The organism is Azotobacter vinelandii CA (assembly GCF_000380335.1).
Classification (GTDB): Bacteria; Pseudomonadota; Gammaproteobacteria; order Pseudomonadales; family Pseudomonadaceae; genus Azotobacter; species Azotobacter vinelandii.
Map to the genome: position 1 here is coordinate 3,258,175 of NC_021149.1, position 22,606 is coordinate 3,280,780.

The 22,606-nt window shown below is 64.0% G+C and carries 18 protein-coding genes and 2 CRISPR repeat arrays; of the genes, 5 read left to right on the top strand and 13 right to left on the bottom strand.

Annotated features, from left to right (window positions below; genetic code table 11):
• Positions 1-19 precede the first annotated feature (19 nt).
• The 3 genes from AVCA_RS14370 to AVCA_RS14380 are packed head-to-tail and all read left to right on the top strand — an operon-like array spanning position 20 to position 2,629.
• Positions 20-841, top strand: a complete 822-nt coding sequence (locus AVCA_RS14370; protein ID WP_012701699.1) for a MetQ/NlpA family ABC transporter substrate-binding protein — start codon at positions 20-22, stop codon at positions 839-841.
• The gene (locus AVCA_RS14375) at positions 838-1,995 is read left to right on the top strand and encodes a methionine ABC transporter ATP-binding protein (RefSeq protein WP_012701700.1); all 1,158 of its coding nucleotides are present in this window, start codon (positions 838-840) and stop codon (positions 1,993-1,995) included. The genes AVCA_RS14370 and AVCA_RS14375 overlap by 4 nt, the downstream gene beginning before the upstream one ends.
• Complete coding sequence (locus AVCA_RS14380) at positions 1,979-2,629, top strand: methionine ABC transporter permease (protein ID WP_012701701.1); 651 nt, start codon at positions 1,979-1,981, stop codon at positions 2,627-2,629. Before AVCA_RS14375 ends, AVCA_RS14380 begins: the two co-directional genes overlap by 17 nt.
• A 228-nt stretch (positions 2,630-2,857) precedes the next feature.
• Positions 2,858-4,827: a CRISPR direct-repeat array (repeat unit 32 nt; unit sequence GTTTCAATCCACACGCCCGCATGGGGCGTGAC).
• 126 nt (positions 4,828-4,953) lie between these two features.
• On the opposite strand, the gene istB is transcribed toward AVCA_RS14380, so the two are convergent.
• The 11 genes from istB to AVCA_RS14435 form a co-directional block, all read right to left on the bottom strand.
• Positions 4,954-5,733: an IS21-like element helper ATPase IstB gene (istB, locus tag AVCA_RS14385; protein ID WP_012699613.1), complete on the bottom strand. Its 780-nt coding sequence runs from the start codon at positions 5,731-5,733 to the stop codon at positions 4,954-4,956.
• Positions 5,730-6,755 (bottom strand): IS21 family transposase, encoded by a 1,026-nt coding sequence (istA, locus tag AVCA_RS14390; RefSeq protein ID WP_012701703.1) that lies wholly within the window; start codon positions 6,753-6,755, stop codon positions 5,730-5,732. The genes istB and istA overlap by 4 nt, the downstream gene beginning before the upstream one ends.
• A gap of 130 nt (positions 6,756-6,885) precedes the next feature.
• Positions 6,886-8,188: a CRISPR direct-repeat array (repeat unit 32 nt; unit sequence GTTTCAATCCACACGCCCGCATGGGGCGTGAC).
• 179 nt (positions 8,189-8,367) lie between these two features.
• Positions 8,368-8,655, bottom strand: a complete 288-nt coding sequence (gene cas2 / locus AVCA_RS14395; protein ID WP_012701704.1) for a CRISPR-associated endonuclease Cas2 — start codon at positions 8,653-8,655, stop codon at positions 8,368-8,370.
• A gap of 9 nt (positions 8,656-8,664) precedes the next feature.
• Positions 8,665-9,705 (bottom strand): type I-C CRISPR-associated endonuclease Cas1c, encoded by a 1,041-nt coding sequence (gene cas1c / locus AVCA_RS14400; protein ID WP_012701705.1) that lies wholly within the window; start codon positions 9,703-9,705, stop codon positions 8,665-8,667.
• Between the two features lie 3 nt (positions 9,706-9,708).
• Positions 9,709-10,323, bottom strand: coding sequence for a CRISPR-associated protein Cas4 (cas4, locus tag AVCA_RS14405; RefSeq protein WP_041807270.1), 615 nt, complete (start codon positions 10,321-10,323; stop codon positions 9,709-9,711).
• Positions 10,324-10,336: 13 nt separating this feature from the next.
• The gene (gene cas7c, locus AVCA_RS14410; RefSeq protein WP_012701707.1) at positions 10,337-11,245 is read right to left on the bottom strand and encodes a type I-C CRISPR-associated protein Cas7/Csd2; all 909 of its coding nucleotides are present in this window, start codon (positions 11,243-11,245) and stop codon (positions 10,337-10,339) included.
• On the bottom strand, positions 11,242-13,038 hold the full coding sequence (gene cas8c / locus AVCA_RS14415) for a type I-C CRISPR-associated protein Cas8c/Csd1 (protein WP_012701708.1): 1,797 nt from the start codon (positions 13,036-13,038) through the stop codon (positions 11,242-11,244). The genes cas7c and cas8c overlap by 4 nt, the downstream gene beginning before the upstream one ends.
• The gene (gene cas5c / locus AVCA_RS14420; RefSeq protein WP_012701709.1) at positions 13,035-13,709 is read right to left on the bottom strand and encodes a type I-C CRISPR-associated protein Cas5c; all 675 of its coding nucleotides are present in this window, start codon (positions 13,707-13,709) and stop codon (positions 13,035-13,037) included. Before cas5c ends, cas8c begins: the two co-directional genes overlap by 4 nt.
• Before the next feature lie 316 nt (positions 13,710-14,025).
• Positions 14,026-16,251, bottom strand: a complete 2,226-nt coding sequence (locus tag AVCA_RS14425) for a CRISPR-associated endonuclease Cas3'' (RefSeq protein ID WP_081434893.1) — start codon at positions 16,249-16,251, stop codon at positions 14,026-14,028.
• A gap of 256 nt (positions 16,252-16,507) precedes the next feature.
• On the bottom strand, positions 16,508-17,107 hold the full coding sequence (locus AVCA_RS14430) for a LysR family substrate-binding domain-containing protein (protein WP_269078161.1): 600 nt from the start codon (positions 17,105-17,107) through the stop codon (positions 16,508-16,510).
• A gap of 523 nt (positions 17,108-17,630) precedes the next feature.
• The gene (locus AVCA_RS14435; protein WP_012701714.1) at positions 17,631-18,968 is read right to left on the bottom strand and encodes an OprD family porin; all 1,338 of its coding nucleotides are present in this window, start codon (positions 18,966-18,968) and stop codon (positions 17,631-17,633) included.
• 400 nt (positions 18,969-19,368) lie between these two features.
• On the opposite strand from AVCA_RS14435, the gene AVCA_RS14440 reads away from it, so the two are divergent.
• The gene (locus tag AVCA_RS14440) at positions 19,369-20,343 is read left to right on the top strand and encodes an aliphatic sulfonate ABC transporter substrate-binding protein (protein ID WP_012701715.1); all 975 of its coding nucleotides are present in this window, start codon (positions 19,369-19,371) and stop codon (positions 20,341-20,343) included.
• Positions 20,344-20,404: 61 nt separating this feature from the next.
• On the opposite strand, the gene AVCA_RS14445 is transcribed toward AVCA_RS14440, so the two are convergent.
• A complete protein-coding gene (locus tag AVCA_RS14445) occupies positions 20,405-21,334 on the bottom strand; it encodes a sigma 54-interacting transcriptional regulator (protein WP_012701716.1) in 930 nt (309 codons plus the stop codon).
• A 113-nt stretch (positions 21,335-21,447) separates the two neighbouring features.
• Positions 21,448-22,029, bottom strand: coding sequence for an RBBP9/YdeN family alpha/beta hydrolase (locus tag AVCA_RS14450; protein ID WP_012701717.1), 582 nt, complete (start codon positions 22,027-22,029; stop codon positions 21,448-21,450).
• A 239-nt stretch (positions 22,030-22,268) separates the two neighbouring features.
• Here AVCA_RS14450 and oscA point away from each other — a divergent pair, with 239 nt between their 5' ends.
• The gene (gene oscA, locus AVCA_RS14455) at positions 22,269-22,454 is read left to right on the top strand and encodes a sulfur starvation response protein OscA (RefSeq protein WP_012701718.1); all 186 of its coding nucleotides are present in this window, start codon (positions 22,269-22,271) and stop codon (positions 22,452-22,454) included.
• Positions 22,455-22,606 lie beyond the last annotated feature (152 nt).

Sequence of the window (22,606 nt, forward strand, 5' to 3'; positions counted from 1 at the left end):
CAGCACAAGGAAACCCTTCATGTCGTTCCCGTCCCTCTCCCGCCGCCACTGGCTCAAGACCCTCGCCTGCGGCGCCCTGCTCGGCTTCTCCACCCTGGGCATGGCCAGCGATGCCCCTCTGAAGATCGGCACCACCGCGGCCTTCGCCCCGCCTCTCGAAGTGGCGGTCGCCGAAGCCGCCAAGGAAGGCATCGAGGTCGATCTGGTCGAGTTCAGCGACTGGATCTCGCCGAACACCACCCTGGCCCACGGCGACATCGACGCCAACTACTTCCAGCACATTCCGTTCCTGGAGAACGCCAGGAAGGAAGGCGGCTACGACCTGGTGCCGGTGGCCCCCGGCGTGCTGAACAACGTCGGCCTCTATTCGAAGAAGTACAAGAGCTTCGCCGAGCTGCCCGAGGGCGCCAAGGTGGCCATCGCCAACGATCCGGTGAACGGCGGACGCGGCCTGCTGCTGCTGGAAAAGGCCGGGCTGATCAGCCTCAAGCCGGGCATCGGCTACAAGGCCACCCTGGACGACATCACCGCCAATCCGAAGAAGCTCGACATCATCGAACTGGAGGCGGTGCAACTGGTGCGCGCCCTGGACGACGTCGACCTGGCCCAGGGCTATCCCCTCTACATCCGCCTGTCCAACGCCGTCGATCCGCACTCGGCGCTGCTGTTCGACGGCCTGGACCACCCGGAATACGTGATCCAGTTCGTCGCCCGCCCGCAGGGCAAGGACGATCCGCGCCTGCGCCGCTTCATCGACATCTACCAGCACTCGAGCGCGGTGCGCGCCGCGCTCGACCAGAGCCTGGGCGGCCTCTACGTGCCCGGCTGGGAGAAGAAATGAGCATGAACAGCCTGACCTCCGACTTCCGTTACTTCGACGAAGCCCCACCGGAACGGGACGCCCCGGCGCCCTCCGCCGCGCGGGCCAGCGCCGGCGTCGAGCCGCAGAGCGTCCACCTGCGCTTTTCCGGTCTGGGCAAGCGCTACGAGGGCGCCCAGGGCGCGGTGCAGGCCCTGCGCGGCATCGACCTGGCGGTCCGCCGCGGCGAGATCTTCGGCATCATCGGTCGCAGCGGCGCCGGCAAGTCGTCCCTCTTGCGCACCATCAACCGCCTGGAACAGCCCAGCGAAGGCCAGGTGCTGATCGACGGCGAGGACATCGGCAGCTACGACAGCGAGCGCCTGGTCGCCCTGCGCCGGCGCATCGGCATGATCTTCCAGCACTTCAACCTGCTGTCGGCGAAGACCGTCGGCGAGAACGTCGAGCTGCCCCTGCGGGTCGCCGGAGTGCCGCGCGAGCGGCGCCAGCGCAAGGTCGAGGAAGTGCTGCGCCTGGTCGGCCTGGAAAGCAAGCGCGACGCCTACCCGGCGCAGCTTTCCGGCGGCCAGAAGCAGCGCGTGGGCATCGCCCGCGCGCTGGTCCACGATCCGCAGATCCTGCTCTGCGACGAGGCGACCTCGGCGCTCGACCCGGAAACCACCCAATCGATCCTCGCCCTGCTGCGCGAGATCAACCGGCGGCTGCGGCTGACCATAGTGCTGATCACCCACGAAATGGAGGTGATCCGCGAGATCTGCGACCGCGTGGCGGTGCTGGAGCACGGCGAACTGGTGGAACAGGGGCCGATCTGGCAGGTGTTCGGCGCGCCCCGCCATCCGGCCACCCGCACGCTGCTGGCGCCGCTGCAGCAGAAACTGCCCGAGGACCTGCTGGGGCAGTTGCAGAACGGCCGCCGGCAGCCGAACGACCGCCTGCTGCTGGAGCTGCGCTACACCGGGGCGAGCGACCGCGAGCCGGACCTGGCCGGGCTCGGCGCGCACCTCGGCGGCCGGGTGACCCTGCTGCAGGGCGGCGTCGAACGCATCCAGGGACGCACCCTGGGACAACTGCTGCTGGCCGTGGCGGACACGCCCCTGGCCGCGGAAGCGCTGCGCCGGCAGGCGCTGGAACTGGCCGACAGCGTGGAGGTACTGGGCTATGTCGCCGCTGCTTGAGCGCCTCTGGCAGGCCCTGCTCGACACCCTGCTGATGGTCGGGGCCTCGGCCTTTCTGGCCCTGGTCCTCGGCATCCCGCTGGCGGTGCTGCTGGTCACCACCTCGCGCGGCGGCCTGTTCGAGGCGCCGCACCTGAACCGGGTGGTCGGCTGGCTGGTCAACCTGTTCCGCTCGGTGCCCTTCCTGATCCTGATGGTCGCGCTGATTCCCTTCACCCGCCTGCTGGTCGGCACCAGCTACGGCGTCTGGGCCGCGGTGGTGCCGCTGACCATCGCCGCCACGCCGTTCTTCGCGCGGATCGCCGAGGTCAGCCTGCGCGAGGTCGACCCCGGCCTGATCGAGGCCGCCCAGGCGATGGGCTGCCAACGCCGGCACATCGTCTGGCACGTGCTGCTGGCGGAGGCCCGCCCGGGGCTGGTCGGCGGCTTCACCATCACCCTGGTGACCCTGATCAACGCCTCGGCGATGGCCGGCGCCATCGGTGCCGGTGGCCTGGGCGACCTGGCCTACCGCTACGGCTACCAGCGCTTCGACAGCCAGACCATGATCACCGTGATCGTCGTGCTGGTCGCCCTGGTCTGCCTGCTGCAGTACGGCGGCGACCGCCTGGCACGGGGCCTGAACCGGCGCTAGGCCCTTATATGGACGCCTCCCGGAGCTCAATGGGTAATCATGCTGGCGTGCAGGTAGGAGCAGTCTTATATCCGGCCTGTTGTGCAGGCCGGCGAGCCTGCTGGCCCTGATGGAATCCGCTGACGAGGTCCTCATCTGTTGAGCGAGCTGAGGGCTGCGCCCATCACTCATTGGACCTACCAGGTTTACCCCGTCACGGTCTGACCTGTTCCGGCGGCGCTACTACCTGTTTCAATCCACACGCCCGCATGGGGCGTGACCGTGAATGACTCCGGTGTTGCCGGCGTACTGCGCGGGTTTCAATCCACACGCCCGCATGGGGCGTGACTGACGTGCTCGGCATTCTTTGATGGCGGGAAGATGTTTCAATCCACACGCCCGCATGGGGCGTGACATCGGTATGGCTGTGAGTGGCTTGGCGCATCAGGCCGTTTCAATCCACACGCCCGCATGGGGCGTGACACTGGCGGGCCATCGGCCAGGCACTGCTCCAGCAGTTTCAATCCACACGCCCGCATGGGGCGTGACATGGGCAGGGCCGGCATCAGGCGCCGGTCAGGTGGTGTTTCAATCCACACGCCCGCATGGGGCGTGACAGGCGTATATCGCCGCCGGCGGCGACGTGTTCATGTTTCAATCCACACGCCCGCATGGGGCGTGACGGACGCGGCGCTGCAGACGAGCCTCGCCCAGGCGAGTTTCAATCCACACGCCCGCATGGGGCGTGACGCCTCGCGAGCGTGCGGGCCAGCTCGTCAGGCGTGTTTCAATCCACACGCCCGCATGGGGCGTGACCTGGCTTCCTCGCGAGCGTAGTGCTCGGTCATGCCGTTTCAATCCACACGCCCGCATGGGGCGTGACCGCTGATGGCCCTGAATCCTCCGGCGGCGACAAAGTTTCAATCCACACGCCCGCATGGGGCGTGACAGCCACAACTGCGCGTACTCTCCGAATGCTGGAACTGTTTCAATCCACACGCCCGCATGGGGCGTGACGTATCAGCCACAGCGGTGTTGCCGCACAACTGGTTGTTTCAATCCACACGCCCGCATGGGGCGTGACGGCCTTGACGCCAGCCTTCCCTTGCTGGATCTGCGTTTCAATCCACACGCCCGCATGGGGCGTGACGAGCGTGAGAGTCCATGCACGAGATTTCGTCATCGCTGTTTCAATCCACACGCCCGCATGGGGCGTGACGCGAATTTCGACGTAGGCTTGGGCCGCCCACGCATGGTTTCAATCCACACGCCCGCATGGGGCGTGACTCGGCAACGAAGCCATCACCGGCAACTATGTGTTGTTTCAATCCACACGCCCGCATGGGGCGTGACCCGCGAGGCCTGATCGCCATGGCCATCGTCGGCATGTTTCAATCCACACGCCCGCATGGGGCGTGACTGGCACCACTTGATGAACTTGCCCACGCTCGGGGCGTTTCAATCCACACGCCCGCATGGGGCGTGACTGTAGCGGGTTTTCTCGCTCGCCGAGGCGTAGGTGTTTCAATCCACACGCCCGCATGGGGCGTGACGCAAGCGACGCTCGGCGACCTTCTTCACCGTGACGTTTCAATCCACACGCCCGCATGGGGCGTGACTACCGACGCGGCTTTCTCCGCGTTTGAGGCCTGGACGTTTCAATCCACACGCCCGCATGGGGCGTGACAGGCTGATCGGCTTCCAGTCGAGGCCCATCTCCAGTTTCAATCCACACGCCCGCATGGGGCGTGACCAGCAGATGACCACCTACCTGGAGGAGTTCGCCGACGTTTCAATCCACACGCCCGCATGGGGCGTGACTCGCGACTGGGATGCAACCAGTACGGGCTATGCCGTTTCAATCCACACGCCCGCATGGGGCGTGACGATTTCATATCCCCAGGCCGGCCTTGCTACAGCGAGTTTCAATCCACACGCCCGCATGGGGCGTGACCTGCTCTGGGGCGGTGATCCCGACGAAACGAGAGGTTTCAATCCACACGCCCGCATGGGGCGTGACGCGCGTGCACATGCGGTGATGCGTGCGCGTACCGGCGTTTCAATCCACACGCCCGCATGGGGCGTGACCCGGCATTGCCTTCCTGACCCTGCGCGACAACACGTTTCAATCCACACGCCCGCATGGGGCGTGACCAGACTGGCCGAGCTGGCGGTTACGTTTAGCCAGTTTCAATCCACACGCCCGCATGGGGCGTGACATTAGAAATGCCAGCCCAGCAGCTCCAAATATATGTTTCAATCCACACGCCCGCATGGTGTCAACGCCGACTGAAAACTGACCCACCTTGGCCCTTATTTGCCGAAGTAATAATGACCCACCTGGATCACTCGGGGTTACGGTTCTGGCGGATGACGCCCGCCTTGCGTTTGTCCTTGAGTCGGTAGCTTTCTCCGGTCAGGGTGAGGATATGGGCATGGTGCAGCAGCCGATCCAGCATGGCCGCCGTCAGCGTGGCGTCGCCGCTGAAGGCCTCGGCCCACTGGCTGAACGGCAGGTTCGAGGTCAGGATCATCGAACCCTTCTCGTAGCGTTTGGCGACGACCTGGAAGAACAGGTTGGCCTCCTCGCGACCGAACGGCAGGTAGCCGATCTCATCGATCACTAGCAGTCGGGGGGCCAGGATGGCGCGGTTGAGGTAGGTCTTCAGCCGGCCCTGCCGCTGGGCCGCGCCCAGTTGCAGCATCAGGTCGGCCGCCGTGATGAAGCGGGTCTTGAGGCCGCTCTGTGCTGCCCGGTAGCCGAGGGCGATGGCCAGGTGCGTCTTGCCGACGCCCGAGGGGCCGATCAGCACGATGTTTTCGGTGCGCTCGACGAAGGCCAAGCCCGCCAGCTCATGCAGCAGGGCCTTGGGCACACCGGGGCTGAAGCTGAAGTCGTACTCCTCAAGCGTCTTGATCGCCGGGAAGCAGGCCATCCGCGTCAGCAACTCGCGGCTGCGCTGCTGGCGAAAGCCGTGCTCGTGCCGCAGCAGTTGCTCCAGGAAGTCGCCGAAGCTCAGGTCGTCCTTGACCGCCTGCTGGGCCAACAGTGGGTAGTGATCAACGATGCGCTCGAGCTTGAGCGCCTGGCACAGTTCGGCGATGCGCGCGTGTTGCAGGTTCATGCGCAGGCCTCCCGGATCGACTCGTAGACCGACAGCGGGTGCTGCAACGACTCATGCGGTACGGGCCCTGGCCGCTCCCCCAGCAACGGCCCCCAGGCCCGCCGCAGAGCCTGCGGCAGGGGTGTCAGTTGGCCTTGCTCGTGACGCCAGCGATCGATCGGGCGTTCACCGAGCGTGGCATGCACGCGCACGTTGGCGACCTCGGCCAGCCAGTCGCCGACCAGCCGATTGGCTGTGCCGCAATCCACCAGCAGACCGGCGGCCTTCACCCGGCTGTGCAACGGGTTGTAGAAGCTCTCGCGCAGGTAGCGGTTAAAGCGCTCGACCTTGCCCTTGGTACGCGCCCGGTAGGGGCGGCACAGGCGGATGTGGAAGCCCAGATCGTCAGCCAGTTGAAGCAGCCCGGGGTGGAAGCGGTGGCTGCCGTCGCCATAGGCATCGCGTTCCAGCACGACGGTCTTCATGTTGTCGAACAGCACGTGCTGCGGGACACCGCCGAAGTAGTCGAAGGCCAGCAGCAACGCGTCATGCACCGAGTCGAACGACTCGTCCGGCACGAAATGGACGTAAGTCATCCGGCTGTAGCCCAGGGTGGCGACGAAGGCCGACAACGGTGATTTGGCGCGGCGGAAAACCACGAAGTCAGCCTGCATCTGCTGGCCGGGCTCGGTCTCGAAGCGCACCGCCGGGCCATCGTCCGGCCTGCTCGGCTTGAGTCTGGCCAGCCAGGCGCGCAACTGGGAAGCGCCGCCCTGGTAGCCTTGCTCGCGGATCTCGCGCAGCAGCACGGTGGCCGGCAGCCAGAGCGGATGCGCCTGCTTCACCCGCTCGCGCAGATAGTCATGGAAGGGGTCGAGCTTGGTGGGCCTGGGGTCTCGCGGCGAGTAGCGCGGGACGGTGGGCTCCTTGAGGTAGCGCCGGACGGTGTTGCGGGACACGCCCAGCATCTTGGCGATCTGCCGAATGCTGTGCCCTTGACGGGCTAATACTCTGATCTCCACTGCTTGCTCCTGGGTCAACATGGGCGGCCTCGAAAAGGCCGCGACGTTAGCCCAGGTGGGTCAATTTTACTTCGCTGGGGTGGGTCAGTTTTACATCGGCGCTAACAGGGGCGTGACAATCGAAATTCAGCCGCCAGTCCGTGCGCGGCATGTTTCAATCCACACGCCCGCATGGGGCGTGACCAGAGCGTGGCCCGCATGGCCGAGTTGCGCCTGGCGGTTTCAATCCACACGCCCGCATGGGGCGTGACTTGTATTTGCGCGCCCGGCGGTTGGACAGGGCAGTGTTTCAATCCACACGCCCGCATGGGGCGTGACCAGGGTGGGCAGAGCGAGGGGATAGACCCGCTGCCGTTTCAATCCACACGCCCGCATGGGGCGTGACGTGCAGACCTATGCCGGAGCTAGCCTGGCCTTCCTGTTTCAATCCACACGCCCGCATGGGGCGTGACCTACGCTTGGCCGATGCGGCTCAGTCCCTGAGCAAAGTTTCAATCCACACGCCCGCATGGGGCGTGACCGGAGTTCTCAAGCGGAGTGGATCGCTGATGGCCCGTTTCAATCCACACGCCCGCATGGGGCGTGACTGACTGCGTACGTCGATGACGGTGCGCTGATCGTGTTTCAATCCACACGCCCGCATGGGGCGTGACATAGCCCCACCCAGAGCGCTTGATCTCGATGGCGGCGTTTCAATCCACACGCCCGCATGGGGCGTGACTCGGAGGGCGCTTCCGCCTCTTGCGGGGCTTCGTTGTTTCAATCCACACGCCCGCATGGGGCGTGACGCTCCACCCATAGGGTCCCTGAAAGCCATGGGAAGTTTCAATCCACACGCCCGCATGGGGCGTGACCTGCCGGTGCGAAGCGTGCACAGCGGCATACAGGGTTTCAATCCACACGCCCGCATGGGGCGTGACAATTCGCATCATGCCGGAACGCGCAGAGACGTGAAGTTTCAATCCACACGCCCGCATGGGGCGTGACGTTGCTTTAATTGTTGATCCAAACGTATCCCTTGTTGTTTCAATCCACACGCCCGCATGGGGCGTGACCCGCCAGTGATTCGGCTTGCGAGACGAAATGAGATGTTTCAATCCACACGCCCGCATGGGGCGTGACTCCTGCTGGTCGCGAGCAGGGATCGCCCAGTCGCTGTTTCAATCCACACGCCCGCATGGGGCGTGACTGTCCGGCGAGGGCAGGGCGTTCTGTACGCCGAGGTTTCAATCCACACGCCCGCATGGGGCGTGACGCTTACGCAGCGTTCCCGGCCCCGGGATGGTGTTGTTTCAATCCACACGCCCGCATGGGGCGTGACACGAACGTGACCAGCACTTCGACGCTCAATATCGTGTTTCAATCCACACGCCCGCATGGGGCGTGACCGTCCCTGGGGCGCATCCCGCTGACCGCGATCAAGTTTCAATCCACACGCCCGCATGGGGCGTGACCCCGTATGTATAACCTGTTGATCTGCAAAGTGGAATTGCCGACTCTATGCGAACCAGCGGATGCAGCGGCCTTTCTCTGTCCAGTCGAGGGCGAAGCCAGGGCAGACAGGCAGGAAATCCGGGTTGTGAAGTAGCGCGCGAACCTGCCGGAGTTTTGCCGGTCGCTTGGGGTTCGCGGTTCAGAGGATCAGCGGGCCATTCAGGTCGAGTACAGGTTTGGCACCGACGTGCTCGACCCGGTTCTGCCAGTTCCGGCCCAGGTAGTAGAAGCGCAGGCTGTCGACTTCCGGGTCGATCAATTCGCACAGCCGGCTCTTGAGCAACACCCACTGAGCCGGGTCGACCTCGATCTCGAACACCGAATACTGGACGCGCTGGCCATAGTCGAGGCAAGCGCGGGCGACGCGACGCAGGCGGCGGGCACCGTCGCCTTCGGTGCTCACGTCATAGCTCACCAGAACCATCATGGTCGGGGCTCACTTCCAGATGAAGGGTGGGTAGGCATCCAGATCGCCGCGCAGGTGGCGGGCCAGCAGTTGCGCCTGGATGAACATGAACAAACCGAGCGGAGCCTGCTCTTCCAGAAAGGCATGCCGCAGCTCTTCGCGTTTGCGCTCCTGATACGCTGTCAGTACCTGCTTGCGCGCTTCGTCGCGCAGCAGCACGGCACCGTTATCCAGCGTCTGGAAGTCGGCAGCGGACAGTTGCCTCCGGTTGAGCAGCGACAGCGCCAGCCGGTCGGCCAGTACCGGACGGAACTCCTCGACCAGATCCAGCGCCAGACTCGGCCGGCCTGGCCGGTCGCGGTGCAGGTAGCCGACCGCCGGATCGAGGCCGACCGTTTCCAGTGCCGAACGGCAGTCGTGGGTCAGCAGGGTGTAGAGAAACGACAGCAGGGCATTGACCGCATCCAGCGGTGGCCGGCGGCTGCGGCCACTGAAGCGCAAGGAGGCATCCGGCACACGGATCAGGTGATCGAACACGCCGAAATAGGCCTGGGCTGCCTCCCCTTCCAACCCACGCAGCACATCCACGTCCTGCTCCAGCAACAAGCGGTCGGCAATCCGCATCAACCGCTTGTGGGTGATGTTCAGGGCAATCCGCGCCTCCTCTGCCAGCTTGTCGCCATGATCACGCAGGGCGCGGCCGATCACGGCGCGCTGGTTGTACACCTTGCCGACCAGCAGATTGGCGACGATGGCGGCACTGCCTGCCGGATCGTCACTGCGCCGGTACTGCTCGCGACGCAGCAACACATTACCGGATACCGGCCCTTCGACGCGGGCTAGGAATTTGCCATTGGGGGTCAGGTAACTGATGCGGATGCCCTGCTCGGCGCAATAGCCCAGCAAAGGTGGGGAAACTAGCACCCGGCCGATGCAGACCAGGCTTTCCAGCATGTGTACCGGAATCCGGCCGCGAATTTCACCGGCGATTTCCATGACGATGTTTGCGCCATCCTTACGCAGCCAGGCACCTTCCGAGGTGACATACAGGGTGTTGAGTTGCCGGCGCATGGCTCAATCCTTGATCTGTTGCCGCAGCCACTGGCCGACGGACTGCTGACGCCTCAGCAGGCGCGGCTGGCACAACTCGATCAGCGAGCAGGCATCGCAGCGTCTGGGCTGGTATTCCGCCATAGGAGTACGCCACCCGTTCAGCAGGTTGCGGGTCTCAGCGATGGTGTCGAGGGTCAGGCTGCGCAGAGTGACATCGAATACCACCGCCTTGCGCCGGCGGGTTTTGCCATAGAACAGCGCGCCCTCGGGTACCGGCCGGCCCAGCATGGCCTCCAAACACAGCGCCTGAGCGCACAGTTGGACCTCATCGGCGCGATGCGCCTTCGGCCGGCCGCGCTTGTACTCGACCGGAAAAGGCTGCTCACCATGAAACTCGACCACATCGGCAATCCCGCTGATGCCCAGCTCCGGACAGGCCAGCGGCATGGCAGTGACAGTGCGCACACCATGACGCTGCTCGGTCTGCGGCTGATCGGCGCGCTGGTGCAGCAGGCGGCCCTCGGCGGTCTGCCGGTTTTCCGCCCACTGCTGTTCGACGTGAATCAGCGCGCACTGACGCGGGCAGTATAGGTAGTGCTGGAGAGCGGACAGCGGTATCAGGTCATCGTCGTCCATGCCCGCCCCCACCTTACAGGTATTCCTGCACGCTGACTCCGGCTGGCAGCCCGTCACGGTCGATGCTGATCTGATAGTCGGCAAAGCTGCGGGCCGGGGTGTCGGCCTCGCCCTCCGTGCGCGCCACCTTGACCAGATCGAACAACTTGTGTGCCGGCGCATTGCCCATCGGATGCTCATGCTTGAACACGATCAGCTTGCGCGCCGCCATTTCACCGCGTGCGGCCGAGCGGTCGTGCTCGAACATGTTTTCCAGCGCCCGCCACAACAGTGCAAGGTCATCCTCGGAGAAGCCGGTACGCTCGGCCAGCTTGGCGGAGATGAAGCCGTGGGCGCGGTACAGGCCATAGGGGATGATGTGCTTGCGGCCCATGGTGCGGTTGTCACCGCTCTGCTCTTCTGCCTCCTTCTCGGTGGTCACGGCCATACGAGTAATGGAGACTTCCAGCGGGATGATTGGATCAATCGAGGTGGCAAAGGCCAGTTGGATCGGCCCGCGTACCTGACCGCAGTTGACACCCGTCGTCATCACCGCGCCAAAGGCGCGTACATCAAAGAAGTTACTGCACATCCAGTCCGTCAAGCTTTTGGCCTTGGCCGTATCGGCAGGCAACTTCTTGTAGCCATTTTTGGCATCCGGCGGAATTTCGCATGCTTTCCAGGCTTGCTCATGCTGCTGGTTCAGCACAGCCTTTTCCTGCATGTAGATGACATAACTCTGCTCGGGCTTGCCTTCGGCATCGGACTTTTCCAGTGCCACATAGTTACGGATTTTGCGCTTGAGGCAGACATCCGTGACCAGCCCCTGATTGGTTTCCGGGTCGAGGCGCGGCAGGTTGCCGGCGTCCGGATCGCCATTCGGGTTGCCGTTGGTGACTTCGAACAGATAGACAAATTCGTAACGGTTGGCGATGGCGCTCATTCCTGTGTTCCTTGCTCGGTGGATTCGGTGACGTCGGCGTCTTCGTCCTTGCCGTGGGTAGAGCGTACCTGGGACTGGTGGTAGTAGCCGATGGCAAAACGACCCTGGTCTTCCAGGCGCAGGCTGCGCGGAAACTGCGGTGGCAGGCCGTCGATGATTTCGCCGATTTCCTTTTCCAGCGTGACCGCCAGTCCAGGTTTTTCCTTGCGCAGCTTGGCCAGATGATTCTGCGTATTGCGCAGCAGCATCGGGAATACCGTGGCCGGCGTGGCCGAGGCTGCACCATAGTAGCGGTCTCGAATGGTGGCATTGACGTGCTTGCCCAGCGCGCCACGCTGCACGCTCTCCAATACCGCAAACAGCCGACCCAGCCGGTAGCCGGGATTGCTGGCTTCCTTGTCGAGACTCATGGGGATTTCCTCGTTGATGCCCTTGACGCCGAGGCGCAGATCACGCGCCAGAACGGCCTTGCACAGTGCGACCCGCACGCCGGAGATATCGCCGTCGGCACGCAGGCGCATGATGATGGTGTTGAGCAGGCTGCGCGGGTAACGGCTGCCGGTCAGGATGGCGCGGGTCAGTTCGCCGGCCAGTTGCGGCGGAATATCCTCGGCCTTGCTCTTGCCATCGCGGCTGGGGGCTGTGGCATGCAGCAGCCGCCACATGGCCGGCTCGGTCTTCCATGGCTGCGGCTGCAGCGCCAGATCCTGAAAATGCTCGGCCAGTCGCTTGGCAAAGCTGTGCAGGCTGCCACTTTCCCAGAAGCGGATCGACAGACGCGAGGCATTGGGCGACAACCCCAGCACATGCAGCCGGGTGTCATCCTCCAGCTCAGGGTTCAGCTCGCGCAGCGCCAGCCCGCTGGCAACCGCTTCCAGTGCCTGCCGCAAGCGTTCGGTTTCGGAGGCATCGTCGGCGGGCGGATCGAGCATTTCCCAGAACAGGGTTTCCGCCGCATCCGCCTGGGCCGCACTGGCCGCCTCGGCCCAGAACACCACGCTGGCATCGCCGATCTGCAGACGCTGGTGATTGCTGTCATCGCGGCGCAGCAGGTGGTTGAGTACCGTGGTGTAGGCGAAGGCCGCCCGCTCGGACACCGGGGCGTTGTCGCCCTGGCTCTTACCGTAGGAGCTGAAAGATTCAAGGTTGAACGAGACGATGGAGGCTCCGGAGCTTTGTGCCCCGTTCACCCCCTTGATCGCCGGATGCAGGCGCGCCAGCGGCTGATACTCGCCCGTGACCAGACACAGGCCCTGCTTGCAGTCAGTCCCTGCCTGCAGCCGGCTCCAGATGGACTGAGCCGCTGGCGTGTCGTGCAGATAGTGCAACTGGCCATCGAGACGGAACACCAGATTGCTGTCGAGCATCTCCACATTGAACAGCGGTGGCAGGAACTGCTCGGGCGTCCACTGAGCGAGAAACTTGAGCAGGGCCTGCAGGCCTGGATCGGAGCTGTCGCCAAGAAAACTGCATTGCAGCTCCTTGAATGCCTGATGCTCCTGAGCCATGCGCCCACCCTCTTTGGCACTGACACCCAGCACATAGCTAGTCTTGTCCCAGAGAAAATTGGACTTCACCCCGGAGGTACGCTTTTCCGGCTGTGGCACACTGAGTAGTCCGGGCTGCAGCTTCTTGCCAGCCTGTACCCGAATATCCTGCACATCGACCAGTTCGCCTCCCGGCGACAGCACCAGCACATAGCTGATCTTTTCTTGGCTATACCCCGGCAACGCGATACCGACATCCTGTGTCAGCAGCCGCTGGTAATAGTCATTGAGCGCCGAGAGGATCATGCCTTGACCCCCTCGCTACGCAGCGCCGGCACCTCGATCACGCCATCGCGCATGACTGCGCGGAAGAAATGCGGTGTCATATCGTTAGCAAAGTCGATGTCATGCAGCATCCAGCCCAGCTCGCGCTCGCCCCGCAGATCAGCAGGCACCGCCGGCAGCACGTCGTCAGGCTCGATCAGCTCGAAGCTGGCGGGAAACTCCCGCACGCCCAGGCAGGGGGCGTGAAAATACTGCCCCTTGCGCGCCCGGCGATTGAAGATGTCCAGGTGTTTGCCTTCCGAGTCGCTCGCATCAGCACGGGCAGTCAGCTCGAAGTGCGCTTCGATCACATAGGACACATCGCGCAACACGGTAGCGGCGCGCTGCTGACGATCCTCATCGGCCAGAGCAATCAATCCATCCGTGCGACCGGCCTTCATGGCCTTGCCGACGCTGGCCGCCGACAGCTTGCCGCCCACCTCGTTGCGGCGGATCGACTCGAAGCGGATCGGCTTCAGCACATGGATGCGATCCACCACCCAGCAGATCGCCGGCTTCCAGTGGATAGCTTCGAGAATGCCCCGCGCTGCCGAGGGCGTGATGACATCGTAGGAGACGCGCTCCACCTTCATTTCCGGCCGGGTGAAACAGGCACGCTCCCCCCAGACCAGCAAGCGAATCCCGTAGGCCAAAAGTTCTCTCCTTGAGCCCGGCTAGAGATAGACCCCGGTCTCCCGGGGTCAGCACACTCTAAAAAAACCACTTGTTTCAACCCGCAATACGCCCCAAAGCCGCATACCCGCCCAGCACAAACATGGCTACGAGACCGAGGCGCATGACCACGCCAGACACCGGAACAGCTCTTCCGCGCAGATCAAAGTCCAAACGACCATTCTGCAGCCTGCACAGGAATGTCCATTTCGACTGCAAATCCGGCTTAGACATCAGAGGAAGCTCTAGTGAGGGTGGCATCATCATAGCGCCCCCAAAATAACCTTCAAATGATTTTTATATAACGAGGTTAGTAACATCCATAAACGTCGGATTATCCCAGTGCAACCCGTACTGCGCATGATATAGGTCAGGGTTGACCAACTGCATGAACTGCTCGGCATAACGCTCCGGGGCCACCGGCTGGATGGCTCCGGCCTTCAGCAAGGCGTCGTAGCCCTGTCGGGGCAGTTGCACGATATAGGGCTGCAACTGACGCGCCAGCTCACCGCAGCCGTCGGCAAACTCCAGCGCCCGCAGCGACTCCTGCGCCTCGTCATCGAAGGGAATGATGACCGGGCACTGCATGCTGTCGATCATGCGGAACTCGCGGGCCAGCATCTCGAATGGAATCCCTTCCAACCGCTTGCTTTCGATCTGCGCCAGCAGGTCCTTGGCATCCAGCTCCCTGTCACCCTTCTGCCAGTACAAATGCTGGAAGTAACGGGTAATGACTCCCGGTGCCAACGGATCACCAGTGGTATTGCGCAGCACCTCGCGCGCCGCCTGAGCGAACTGCTGCAGGTCTTGCGGAGCCTTCCAGTCCGGATTTTCCGCCTGGAACACCAGCACCTCACTGGCCTCCAGAGCCCGCAGCCCCTCTCGGTTGCAGCGCCCGGCCGCCTGGGCAATCGAATCCAGTCCGGCTTCGGCGCGCAGCACCGTCGGGAAATCCACATCCACGCCCGCCTCGATCAGCGAGGTGGCCACCAGCCGGCAAGGCTGGCCATCGTGCAGGCGCTGGCGCACCTCGGCCAGCACCTGACTGCGGTGGCGGGCGCACATCAGGGTGGTCAGATGCCGCGCCCCGTCACTGCCGGCTATCGACTCATACAGGGCGCGGGCATGCCGGCGATTATTGACGATGCACAGCACCTGCTCACGCTCGGCCATCTGCCGTTGCAGTGCGGCATCGCTGAGAATACCCACTTGGCGGACCTGTACCCGCACCAGTCGCTGGAACAGTTGCTCTGGCTGCGGAGCCAGCTCGCGCACACCCTGCAGCCCGCCCCGGAATTCCGGGGCCTGCAGCGCCGGCTGGGTGGCGGTACAAAGCACCGGGCTGCAGCGGTAGTTGAGCGCCAACTCGTCGATGGCGGTCACACAGGGGCGCAACAGGCGCAGCGGCAAAGTCTGCGCCTCGTCGAGGATGATCACGCTGCCGGCGATGTTGTGCAGCTTGCGACAACGCGAGGGCCGGTCGGCATACAGACTCTCGAAGAACTGCACGGCCGTGGTAACGATGATCGGTGCATCCCAGTTCTCCATCGCCAAGCGCAGCTTGTCGCGGGCCTGCCGATCTTGCGCGCGGTTATCGCTGAAGGCGCTGTGATGCTCCAGCACCGCCTGCTCGCCGAACTCGCCCAGCGCCTTGCGGAACACGGCGGCGTTCTGTTCGACGATGCTGGTGAAAGGAATCACATAGATGATGCGACGCAGGCCATGGCGGATGGCGTGATCCAGCGCGAAGGCCAGCGAGGCCAGCGTCTTGCCGCCACCGGTGGGCACGGTCAGCGAGAACAGTCCCGGCTCCTGTACTGCCTGCTGGCGCACATGGCCGAGGATGTCGGCACGGATGCGGTTGACTGGCGAGTCGGCGCGAAAGCCCGCCAGATGGACATTCAGTGCCTGCTGCAGGTGCGGCAATGAAGGTCGTGCAGATCGGCGCGACGGGCGTTGCTCGATTCTGTCGTAATAAGCCTCGGTATCGAGAAAGTCGGCATCGACCAGGCAGGAGAACAGCATGCGGGCCAGAAAGGCCAGCTGAAACACCTGACGTTCCCTGACCGGTTTGATCGGCAGCGGCCCCAGTTCTGACATCGCAGGCAACTGGATTTCGTTCTGCCACTGATCCAGTAGCGCTGGAAGGCTCTGCCCCTTGAGCCGCTCCTCCAGCGTGCTGCACTCGCCCGGATCGCGGCCATTGGCCAGCCCGGAGTGATGCCCGGCAATCCCGTAGGCCAAAAGCCGCCCCAGCGCCCCATAGCGCTCGACCGCCAGCATAGCCCCGCGCGTGGCATGATCGACTCGGATCAGATCGCCACTGATCCTGCGCTGAAACTCGTCGGTGTACTTGCCAAGGTCATGCAGCAGACCGGCAATCCCCGCCAGTTGCTGGCCACCGAAAATACCGGCCTTTTCGGCAGCCAGATGGCCCACCGACTTCAAATGTTCGGCTAAAGGTTGCCAGTCACTTTTGTCCGGGTTGGCGCCGGAGTGCGCAAAAAACTGTGGTATGGACAATGCTTTTCCTCCCAATGCTATCTATCAGTGTCTGTCCAGTGGCACCGAGGCGGTCAATGTGACTCTTACTGAGTCATTGAGGATCTTCCGAACAAGTCCCTTTTTTCATCATGGAACCCCCTGGAAGCCGCGTAACTGCTGGGGCTGTTTTGTCAGAGAGTGACTTGTTCAGAGTGTCCTGAACTTAGATATTTCGACCATCCACCCGACTGCCGCTCCCACACTGGCATGCGAATTCTGACTGGAATAACGGTATCTACTGACGGCGGCCGGCCGGGGCGTTGGCCTGCGCCCACTCCCACACCAGGCTGCGGAAGAACTGGCCGACGGACGAGCCGTCGGCACTGCGCCAGGCCATCAGCAATTCGATTTCCGGCTCGTCCGCCGCGAGCCGGCGGGTGACGACGTTGCGAAAGCGCAGGTGTTCCGCGTAATCCGGCAACAGGGCCAAGCCGTTGCCCATGCCGGCCAGGCTCAGCAGGGTCAGCACATTGTGGACCTCCTGGCACACCTGCCCGGCCAGTTGGTGCCGCTGCAGCCAGTCCTGAATCCGCTCGTGGAGTGTCTGGCCCGCCTGTTGGCGATTGATGTGGATGAACCGGGCGTCGGCCAACTCGGATGGGGCGATGCGCTCCTGCGCCGCCAGCGGATGGTCGGCCGGGAGGACCAGCCGCTCGGTCACGACCGCCTCGCCGCTCAGTTGCGGGTGGACGAGCGGTGGACGAAGGAAGGCAACGTCGATGCTCCTGTCGAGCAGCGCCTGGATCTGCTTGGCGGTGGTGAGGCTGTGGAAGCTCAGTTCCAAGCCGGGGTACTGGGCACGCATCATCGGTAGCACCTGGGGAAAGATGCGCACTTCGGCGACCAGCCCGTCGGAACTCGATACGACGGCTCGAACGGGAATCCCTGGCGAACGAACGCCAGACCCGCTCCTGTCGACACAAAGAAATACGACCGATATGAAACTGCACGACCACTGTCAAAAACTGGAATAAATTTAAAAGTTTTTCTTGGATACCGAAAAACATTGAATAATGAATTTTATTTCGTACTTTGGCGCAACATCGGGATGGAGATCGGCATGACCGGGGCTGCACCGAGGTTCCGCGCGCCCGGTCGCGAATGAATTCGCTCCAGGAGGGCGGCGAAAGTCCGACGCCATGGCGATCGCTTGGCGCAGCTTTGCTGGGCGACTGAACGCCGCCAGCCTGCAAAGATCCGCGCCCATATCGGCGGGTCGCCCCGCTCTACGAAGCGGTCGGAGGCGGCAGGCGGGGTACGGTGGGCGCAAAAAAAACCGGCCTCGGGGGCCGGCCAAGAGGTCGATATGACCCAGCCTTTTGGTATTCGGGTTTACGCCCGCAGCATGCGCGCCGCGTTCAGAGCAGCGGCAGGCTGTAGGTGATGTACAGGCGGTTCTCGTCGATGCTGCGCTGCGAGGCCACGTCGCTGCGCAGCGTGGCGTGCCGGTAGGAGAAACCGACGCCCTTGAACAGGCCGCCCTGCAGGACGTAGTCCAGGCGCAGGTTGCGTTCCCACTCGCTGGCGTCGCTGCCGTCGGTGTCGATGTTGTCGCCGTACAGGTAGACCGCCGAGGCCTTCAGGCCCGGCACGCCGAGCTTGGCGAAATCGTAGGCATAGCTGGCCCGCCAGGTACGCTCGCCGGCGCGCAGGAACTTGTTGATCTGGCTGTCGGTGATCAGATAGGCGGTGTAGCCGTCGCCCTGGTTGAGCACCGGGAAGTCGCTGTTGCCGGACAGCCGCTGCACGCCGAAGCTCAGCTCGTGGGCGTCCAGCAGGTAGGTGAACTTGGCGCTCCAGGCGCGGTTGTCGACTTCGCCCCGCTCCGAATCGCCGGCCGACCAGTAGCCGCTGCTGCGATACCCTTCGGCACGCCCGGAGACGCTGGCGTTCTTGCCGTCGGAGTCGCTGTTGAAGTAGCGCAGGTCGGTCTTCAGGAGACCCACCGGCAGTTTCCAGTCGTGCTGCAGGCCGAGGAAGTGCTGCACGTAGAAGTCCTCCAGGTTGCCGTAGTAGTACTGCAGCAGGAGGTTCTTGCCGACCTTGTAGTCGCCGCCGGCGAAGTAGAACTGGTTGCTGAACTTGCCGGTCTGCGCGTTGTTGGCGCCGGCGATCGACAGCGGGCCGCTGTCGGTCGAGCTGCGGCCCTTGGCGCGCTCGAACTTGCCGCCGATCAGCGTCAGGTTGTCGATCTCGTTGCTGCTCAACTGCGCGCCCTCGAAGGTCTGCGGCAGCAGGCGGCCGTCGTTGTGGGTCACCACCGGCAGCTTGGGCAGGAAGGTGCCCAGGCGCGCCTCGGTCTTGGAGAAACGCACCTTGGCGGTCAGCCCCACGCTGCCGTATTCGTGCACGGCGCGGCCGTTGCTTTCGGTGGGGAACAACTGGCCGCTGTTGTTGGCGCTGGTCGGGTTGTAGTGGGTGCCCTTGCCGGAGTCGAGGCGGATGCCCAACAGGCCGAGGGCATCGACGCCGAAACCGACCGGCCCCTGGGTGTAGCCGGACTTGTAGTCGAGGATGAAGCCCTGGCCCCATTCCTCCTGCTTGGACGGATCGGCGGCGCCGTCGCGGTTGTCCTGGTTGAAATAGAGGTTACGCAGCCCCAGGGTGGCCTTGCTGTCCTCGAAGAACCCGGCAGCGCCCGCTTGCTGCGCAGCCCCGCCGAGGACGACCGCCAGGGCCAGGTAAGACTTGTTCATGCTCGATGCTCCAAATGCCTGTTCGAAATTCTCGGAATGCATGGCTGGGGCTCTCGGGCCGGCGAACGCTGCGAGGAGGTTGCTGGTGGGAAAAGAGCCCCATGATCGGGCTCGGTGCGGTGATCCGCTGTCGGCTGGGGGTGCAATCTAAAAGAAATCCTTTATCCCTAAAAAGAATTATTTTTTACTTTCTTATATCTGAAATATCAAACCTCTTATCCACACCATCCTTTCTTCCCTGGCACGGCTGGACATATCCATATGCCATGAAATTATTGGCATGCCTATTTTTAGATAATCTAGTTTGCAACGACCGGACCACCGGACTTCCCGCATTTCTCACCAAGCTCTGTCGTTCCGGTCCCTCGCAGTGGCCGGGACCCTATCCACGAGGTCTTTCATGCCCCCGTTCGTCTCTCTCAGCCGCCGCGCTCTGCTCGGTCTCGGCCTCGCCCTGGGGCTGTGCGCCGCCCTGCCCGCCCAGGCGGAAACCGAGCTGCGCATCGGCTACCAGAAATCCTCCACCCTGATCGTCCTGCTGAAGGCCCGCGGCACCCTGGAAAAGACCTTGTCCGCCCAGGGTATCCGCCTCAGTTGGCACGAGTTCACCAGTGGCCAGCCGCTGCTGGAGGCGCTCAACGTCGGCAACCTGGACCTGACCGCCGATGTCGCCGATACCGTGCCGGTGTTCGCCCAGGCCGCCGGCGCCCATCTCGCCTATTTCGCCCAGGAGGCGCCATCGCCGGCCGCCCAGGCGATCCTGGTGCGCGCCGACTCGCCGCTGCGCGGTCTGGCCGATCTCAAGGGCAAAAGGGTGGCGGTGACCAAGGCCGCCGGCAGCCACTACCTGCTGCTCGCCGCACTGGCCGAGGCCGGTCTGAAGTTCTCCGACATCGAGCCGGCCTACCTGACCCCGGCCGACGGCCGCGCCGCTTTCGAGAATGCCAAGGTGGACGCCTGGGTGACCTGGGAACCCTTCCTCAGCGGCGCCCAGCGCCAGTTGCCGACCCGCACCCTGGCCGACGGCGAGAAGCTGGCCGCCTACCAGCGCTACTACCTGACCAGCCAGCGCTTCGCCAAGGAGCACCCGCAGGTGCTGGAGGCGGTGTTCGCCGAGCTGGTCAAGGCCGGCGACTGGCTGCGCGCCAATCCCCGGGAAGCCGCACGGATTCTCGCGCCGCTATGGGGCAACCTGGACCCGGCGATCGTCGAACAGGCCAACGCCCGACGCAGCTACCGGGTACGTCCGGTACAGCTGGAGAGCCTGGCCGAGCAGCAGAAGATCGCCGACGCCTTTTTCGCCGAAGGGCTGCTGCCGAAGCAGGTCGACGCCCGCGACGTGTCCATCTGGCAACCGCAGACGGCCGCCCGCTGAGTTCCTCTCCCCATCCCCGGCCGCCTTCGGCACGCCGGGGATTCCCGCCGCAAAGCAGCCGTCAGATATCCGGCCGGGCCAGCAGGGCCCGCAGATGCGCTCGCTCATGGGCGTCGAGCCGAGCCAGTTGTTCCTCGATGATGGTCAGCGGCGTGTGCAACGGCGCCCCGGCGCCCGGCAGATTGAGGTGGTCCGGGAGGATCTCGTCGTCGCTGCAGACCAGCAGGGCGAAGTGGATGACGCTCTCCAGTTCGCGGGTGTTGCCCGGCCAGGAATAGCGCTCCAGGGCGAACTGGGCCGCCGTGCCGAGCTGTGGAAGGGGCAGCCCCAGGCGCTGGGCGTAAACCCCGAGAAAGTATTCGGCGAGCGGCAGGATATCCCCCGGCCGCTCGCGCAGCGCCGGCAGTTCCAGACGCCCTTCATCGAGATAGCGGTGGAGCCGCTCGTTGAACTTGCCGGCGGCCACCGCCTGGGCCAGATCCACGCTGCTGGCCGCCACCAGGCGCACGTCCACCGGCGTCGGCTGCTGCGTGCCGACACGCAGCACCTCGCGGGTCTCCAGGGCGGCAAGCAGCTTGCCCTGCAGGCCCAGCGGCAGGTCGCCGATCTCGTCCAGGTAGAGAGTGCCGCCGTTGGCCGAGCCGAACCACCCGGCACGGCTGCAGGCCGAACCGGCATAAGCCCCGGCGGCGTGGCCGAACAGCTCGGCCTCGGCCCAGGTCGGGCTGAGCGCGCCGCAGTTGACCGCGACGAACAGGCCGCCGCGTCCGCTTTCGCGATGGATCTGCCGGGCCAGCAACTCCTTGCCGGTGCCGCTTTCGCCGCGGATCAACACTGGCAGGCCGGTCGGCGCGAGGCGCTCCACTTCGTCGCGCAACTTGCGCGAACGGGGATCGACGAATACCAGCGCCTTGGCGCGAATGCTCAGCGGGCTCTTGTCGGCATCGGGGAAAGTCAGCAGCGGCTGGCCGGCTGGAAGATGAAGAGTCATGGAATTCTCCTGACCTGGCCGTCGGGCCGGTCAGGCCCGGGGCTATCGGCGATTGTCGGGTGGGAAACGGCTGCGCCCCGGCATTCGCCGGCTCTCTCTGGCGCCGGGGCGCCTCATACGCAGCGCCGCTCCAGTCGTTCGATCTGCTGCTGCAGGCGGTAGAGGTGGGCGAATCCCTGTTCCCAGCGCTGGTGCCCGGAATCGACATTTATATGACCGGCCCCCGGCAGGATGGTCGGCTGCGAACCCCAGTCGCGTGCCAGTTCCAAGGCACGGGCCGGTGTCGCGGTCGGATCGTTGTCCGAGCCGACCAGTTGACTGGGAAACGGCAGGCGTTCGCGGACGATGGGGGCGAAACATCGCAGGGGCTCGCGACAACCGGGGCGCTCGACGTCCGCCGGCGCCACCAGCAACGCCCCGCGCACCCGTCGCAGCGAGGCTGCCGGAGCCTGGGCGGCCCAGCGCGCCACGGCGACGCAACCGAGGCTGTGGGCGATGAGAATCGCCGGCGTGTGTTCGGCGGCGACCGCATGCTCGAGCGCGGCGATCCAACTGAACGGATCGGGATTGTCCCAGTCGGCCTGCTCGACCCGCACGGCGTTCGGCAGCGTGCGCTGCCAATGGCTCTGCCAATGCTCCTCGGGCGAACCGTGCCAACCCGGCAGGATCAGGTAGCGAAGTCTCTGGTTAGGCATTGCGGGCCTCCTCGTGTGGCAATGGAGACCAGTCTAGGCCAGGCCTTAAATTCTAAAAAAGAATAAAAAATTATTTATTTATTCAAAAAATTCCAATCAGTGATCAAGCCACAAATAATGATTCGATATATAAAAATCACCAAATAGTATTTTTAAGAATAATTGCTTGCCCCCTAATATCCGCCCCACGTTATCGAACAATCAGCCCGGCAACCTACTCATCCAAGGAGAGCACAGCCATGAGCGCCCCCCTCAGAAGCCTCGAAGGGCAGGACGAAACCAACATCCTGCGCGAAATCCACAGCGCCCTGAAGGGCCTGCGTTTCGGCGCGGTGGAGATCACCGTGCACAACGGCCAGGTCGTACAGATCGAACGCAAGGAAAAATTCCGCCTGCAGGCCCAGAACACCAACAAGACCCCCTGATTCCCCAGCGTGAACGACCCGACTGGACAACCGGAGGGTACCTGAATGAAGAAGAACAAGCCGGGCACCGAACCCCTCTGTGCAGACAGGACCCGAGCCACCTGCACCAGCGCATGCCAACGCCGATCGTCCCCCCACGAAAACACATTCCC

What these genes read in the sequence shown, in the direction of transcription:
- AVCA_RS14370 (WP_012701699.1), top strand. Translation starts at nt 20, where the DNA reads ATGTCGTTCCCGTCCCTCTCCCGCCGCCACTGGCTCAAGACCCTCGCC.
- AVCA_RS14375 (WP_012701700.1), top strand. Translation starts at nt 838, where the DNA reads ATGAGCATGAACAGCCTGACCTCCGACTTCCGTTACTTCGACGAAGCC.
- AVCA_RS14380 (WP_012701701.1), top strand. Translation starts at nt 1,979, where the DNA reads ATGTCGCCGCTGCTTGAGCGCCTCTGGCAGGCCCTGCTCGACACCCTG.
- istB (WP_012699613.1), bottom strand. Translation starts at nt 5,733, where the DNA reads ATGAACCTGCAACACGCGCGCATCGCCGAACTGTGCCAGGCGCTCAAG.
- istA (WP_012701703.1), bottom strand. Translation starts at nt 6,755, where the DNA reads ATGTTGACCCAGGAGCAAGCAGTGGAGATCAGAGTATTAGCCCGTCAA.
- cas2 (WP_012701704.1), bottom strand. Translation starts at nt 8,655, where the DNA reads ATGATGGTTCTGGTGAGCTATGACGTGAGCACCGAAGGCGACGGTGCC.
- cas1c (WP_012701705.1), bottom strand. Translation starts at nt 9,705, where the DNA reads ATGCGCCGGCAACTCAACACCCTGTATGTCACCTCGGAAGGTGCCTGG.
- cas4 (WP_041807270.1), bottom strand. Translation starts at nt 10,323, where the DNA reads ATGGACGACGATGACCTGATACCGCTGTCCGCTCTCCAGCACTACCTA.
- cas7c (WP_012701707.1), bottom strand. Translation starts at nt 11,245, where the DNA reads ATGAGCGCCATCGCCAACCGTTACGAATTTGTCTATCTGTTCGAAGTC.
- cas8c (WP_012701708.1), bottom strand. Translation starts at nt 13,038, where the DNA reads ATGATCCTCTCGGCGCTCAATGACTATTACCAGCGGCTGCTGACACAG.
- AVCA_RS14435 (WP_012701714.1), bottom strand. Translation starts at nt 18,968, where the DNA reads ATGAACAAGTCTTACCTGGCCCTGGCGGTCGTCCTCGGCGGGGCTGCG.
- AVCA_RS14440 (WP_012701715.1), top strand. Translation starts at nt 19,369, where the DNA reads ATGCCCCCGTTCGTCTCTCTCAGCCGCCGCGCTCTGCTCGGTCTCGGC.
- AVCA_RS14445 (WP_012701716.1), bottom strand. Translation starts at nt 21,334, where the DNA reads ATGACTCTTCATCTTCCAGCCGGCCAGCCGCTGCTGACTTTCCCCGAT.
- AVCA_RS14450 (WP_012701717.1), bottom strand. Translation starts at nt 22,029, where the DNA reads ATGCCTAACCAGAGACTTCGCTACCTGATCCTGCCGGGTTGGCACGGT.
- oscA (WP_012701718.1), top strand. Translation starts at nt 22,269, where the DNA reads ATGAGCGCCCCCCTCAGAAGCCTCGAAGGGCAGGACGAAACCAACATC.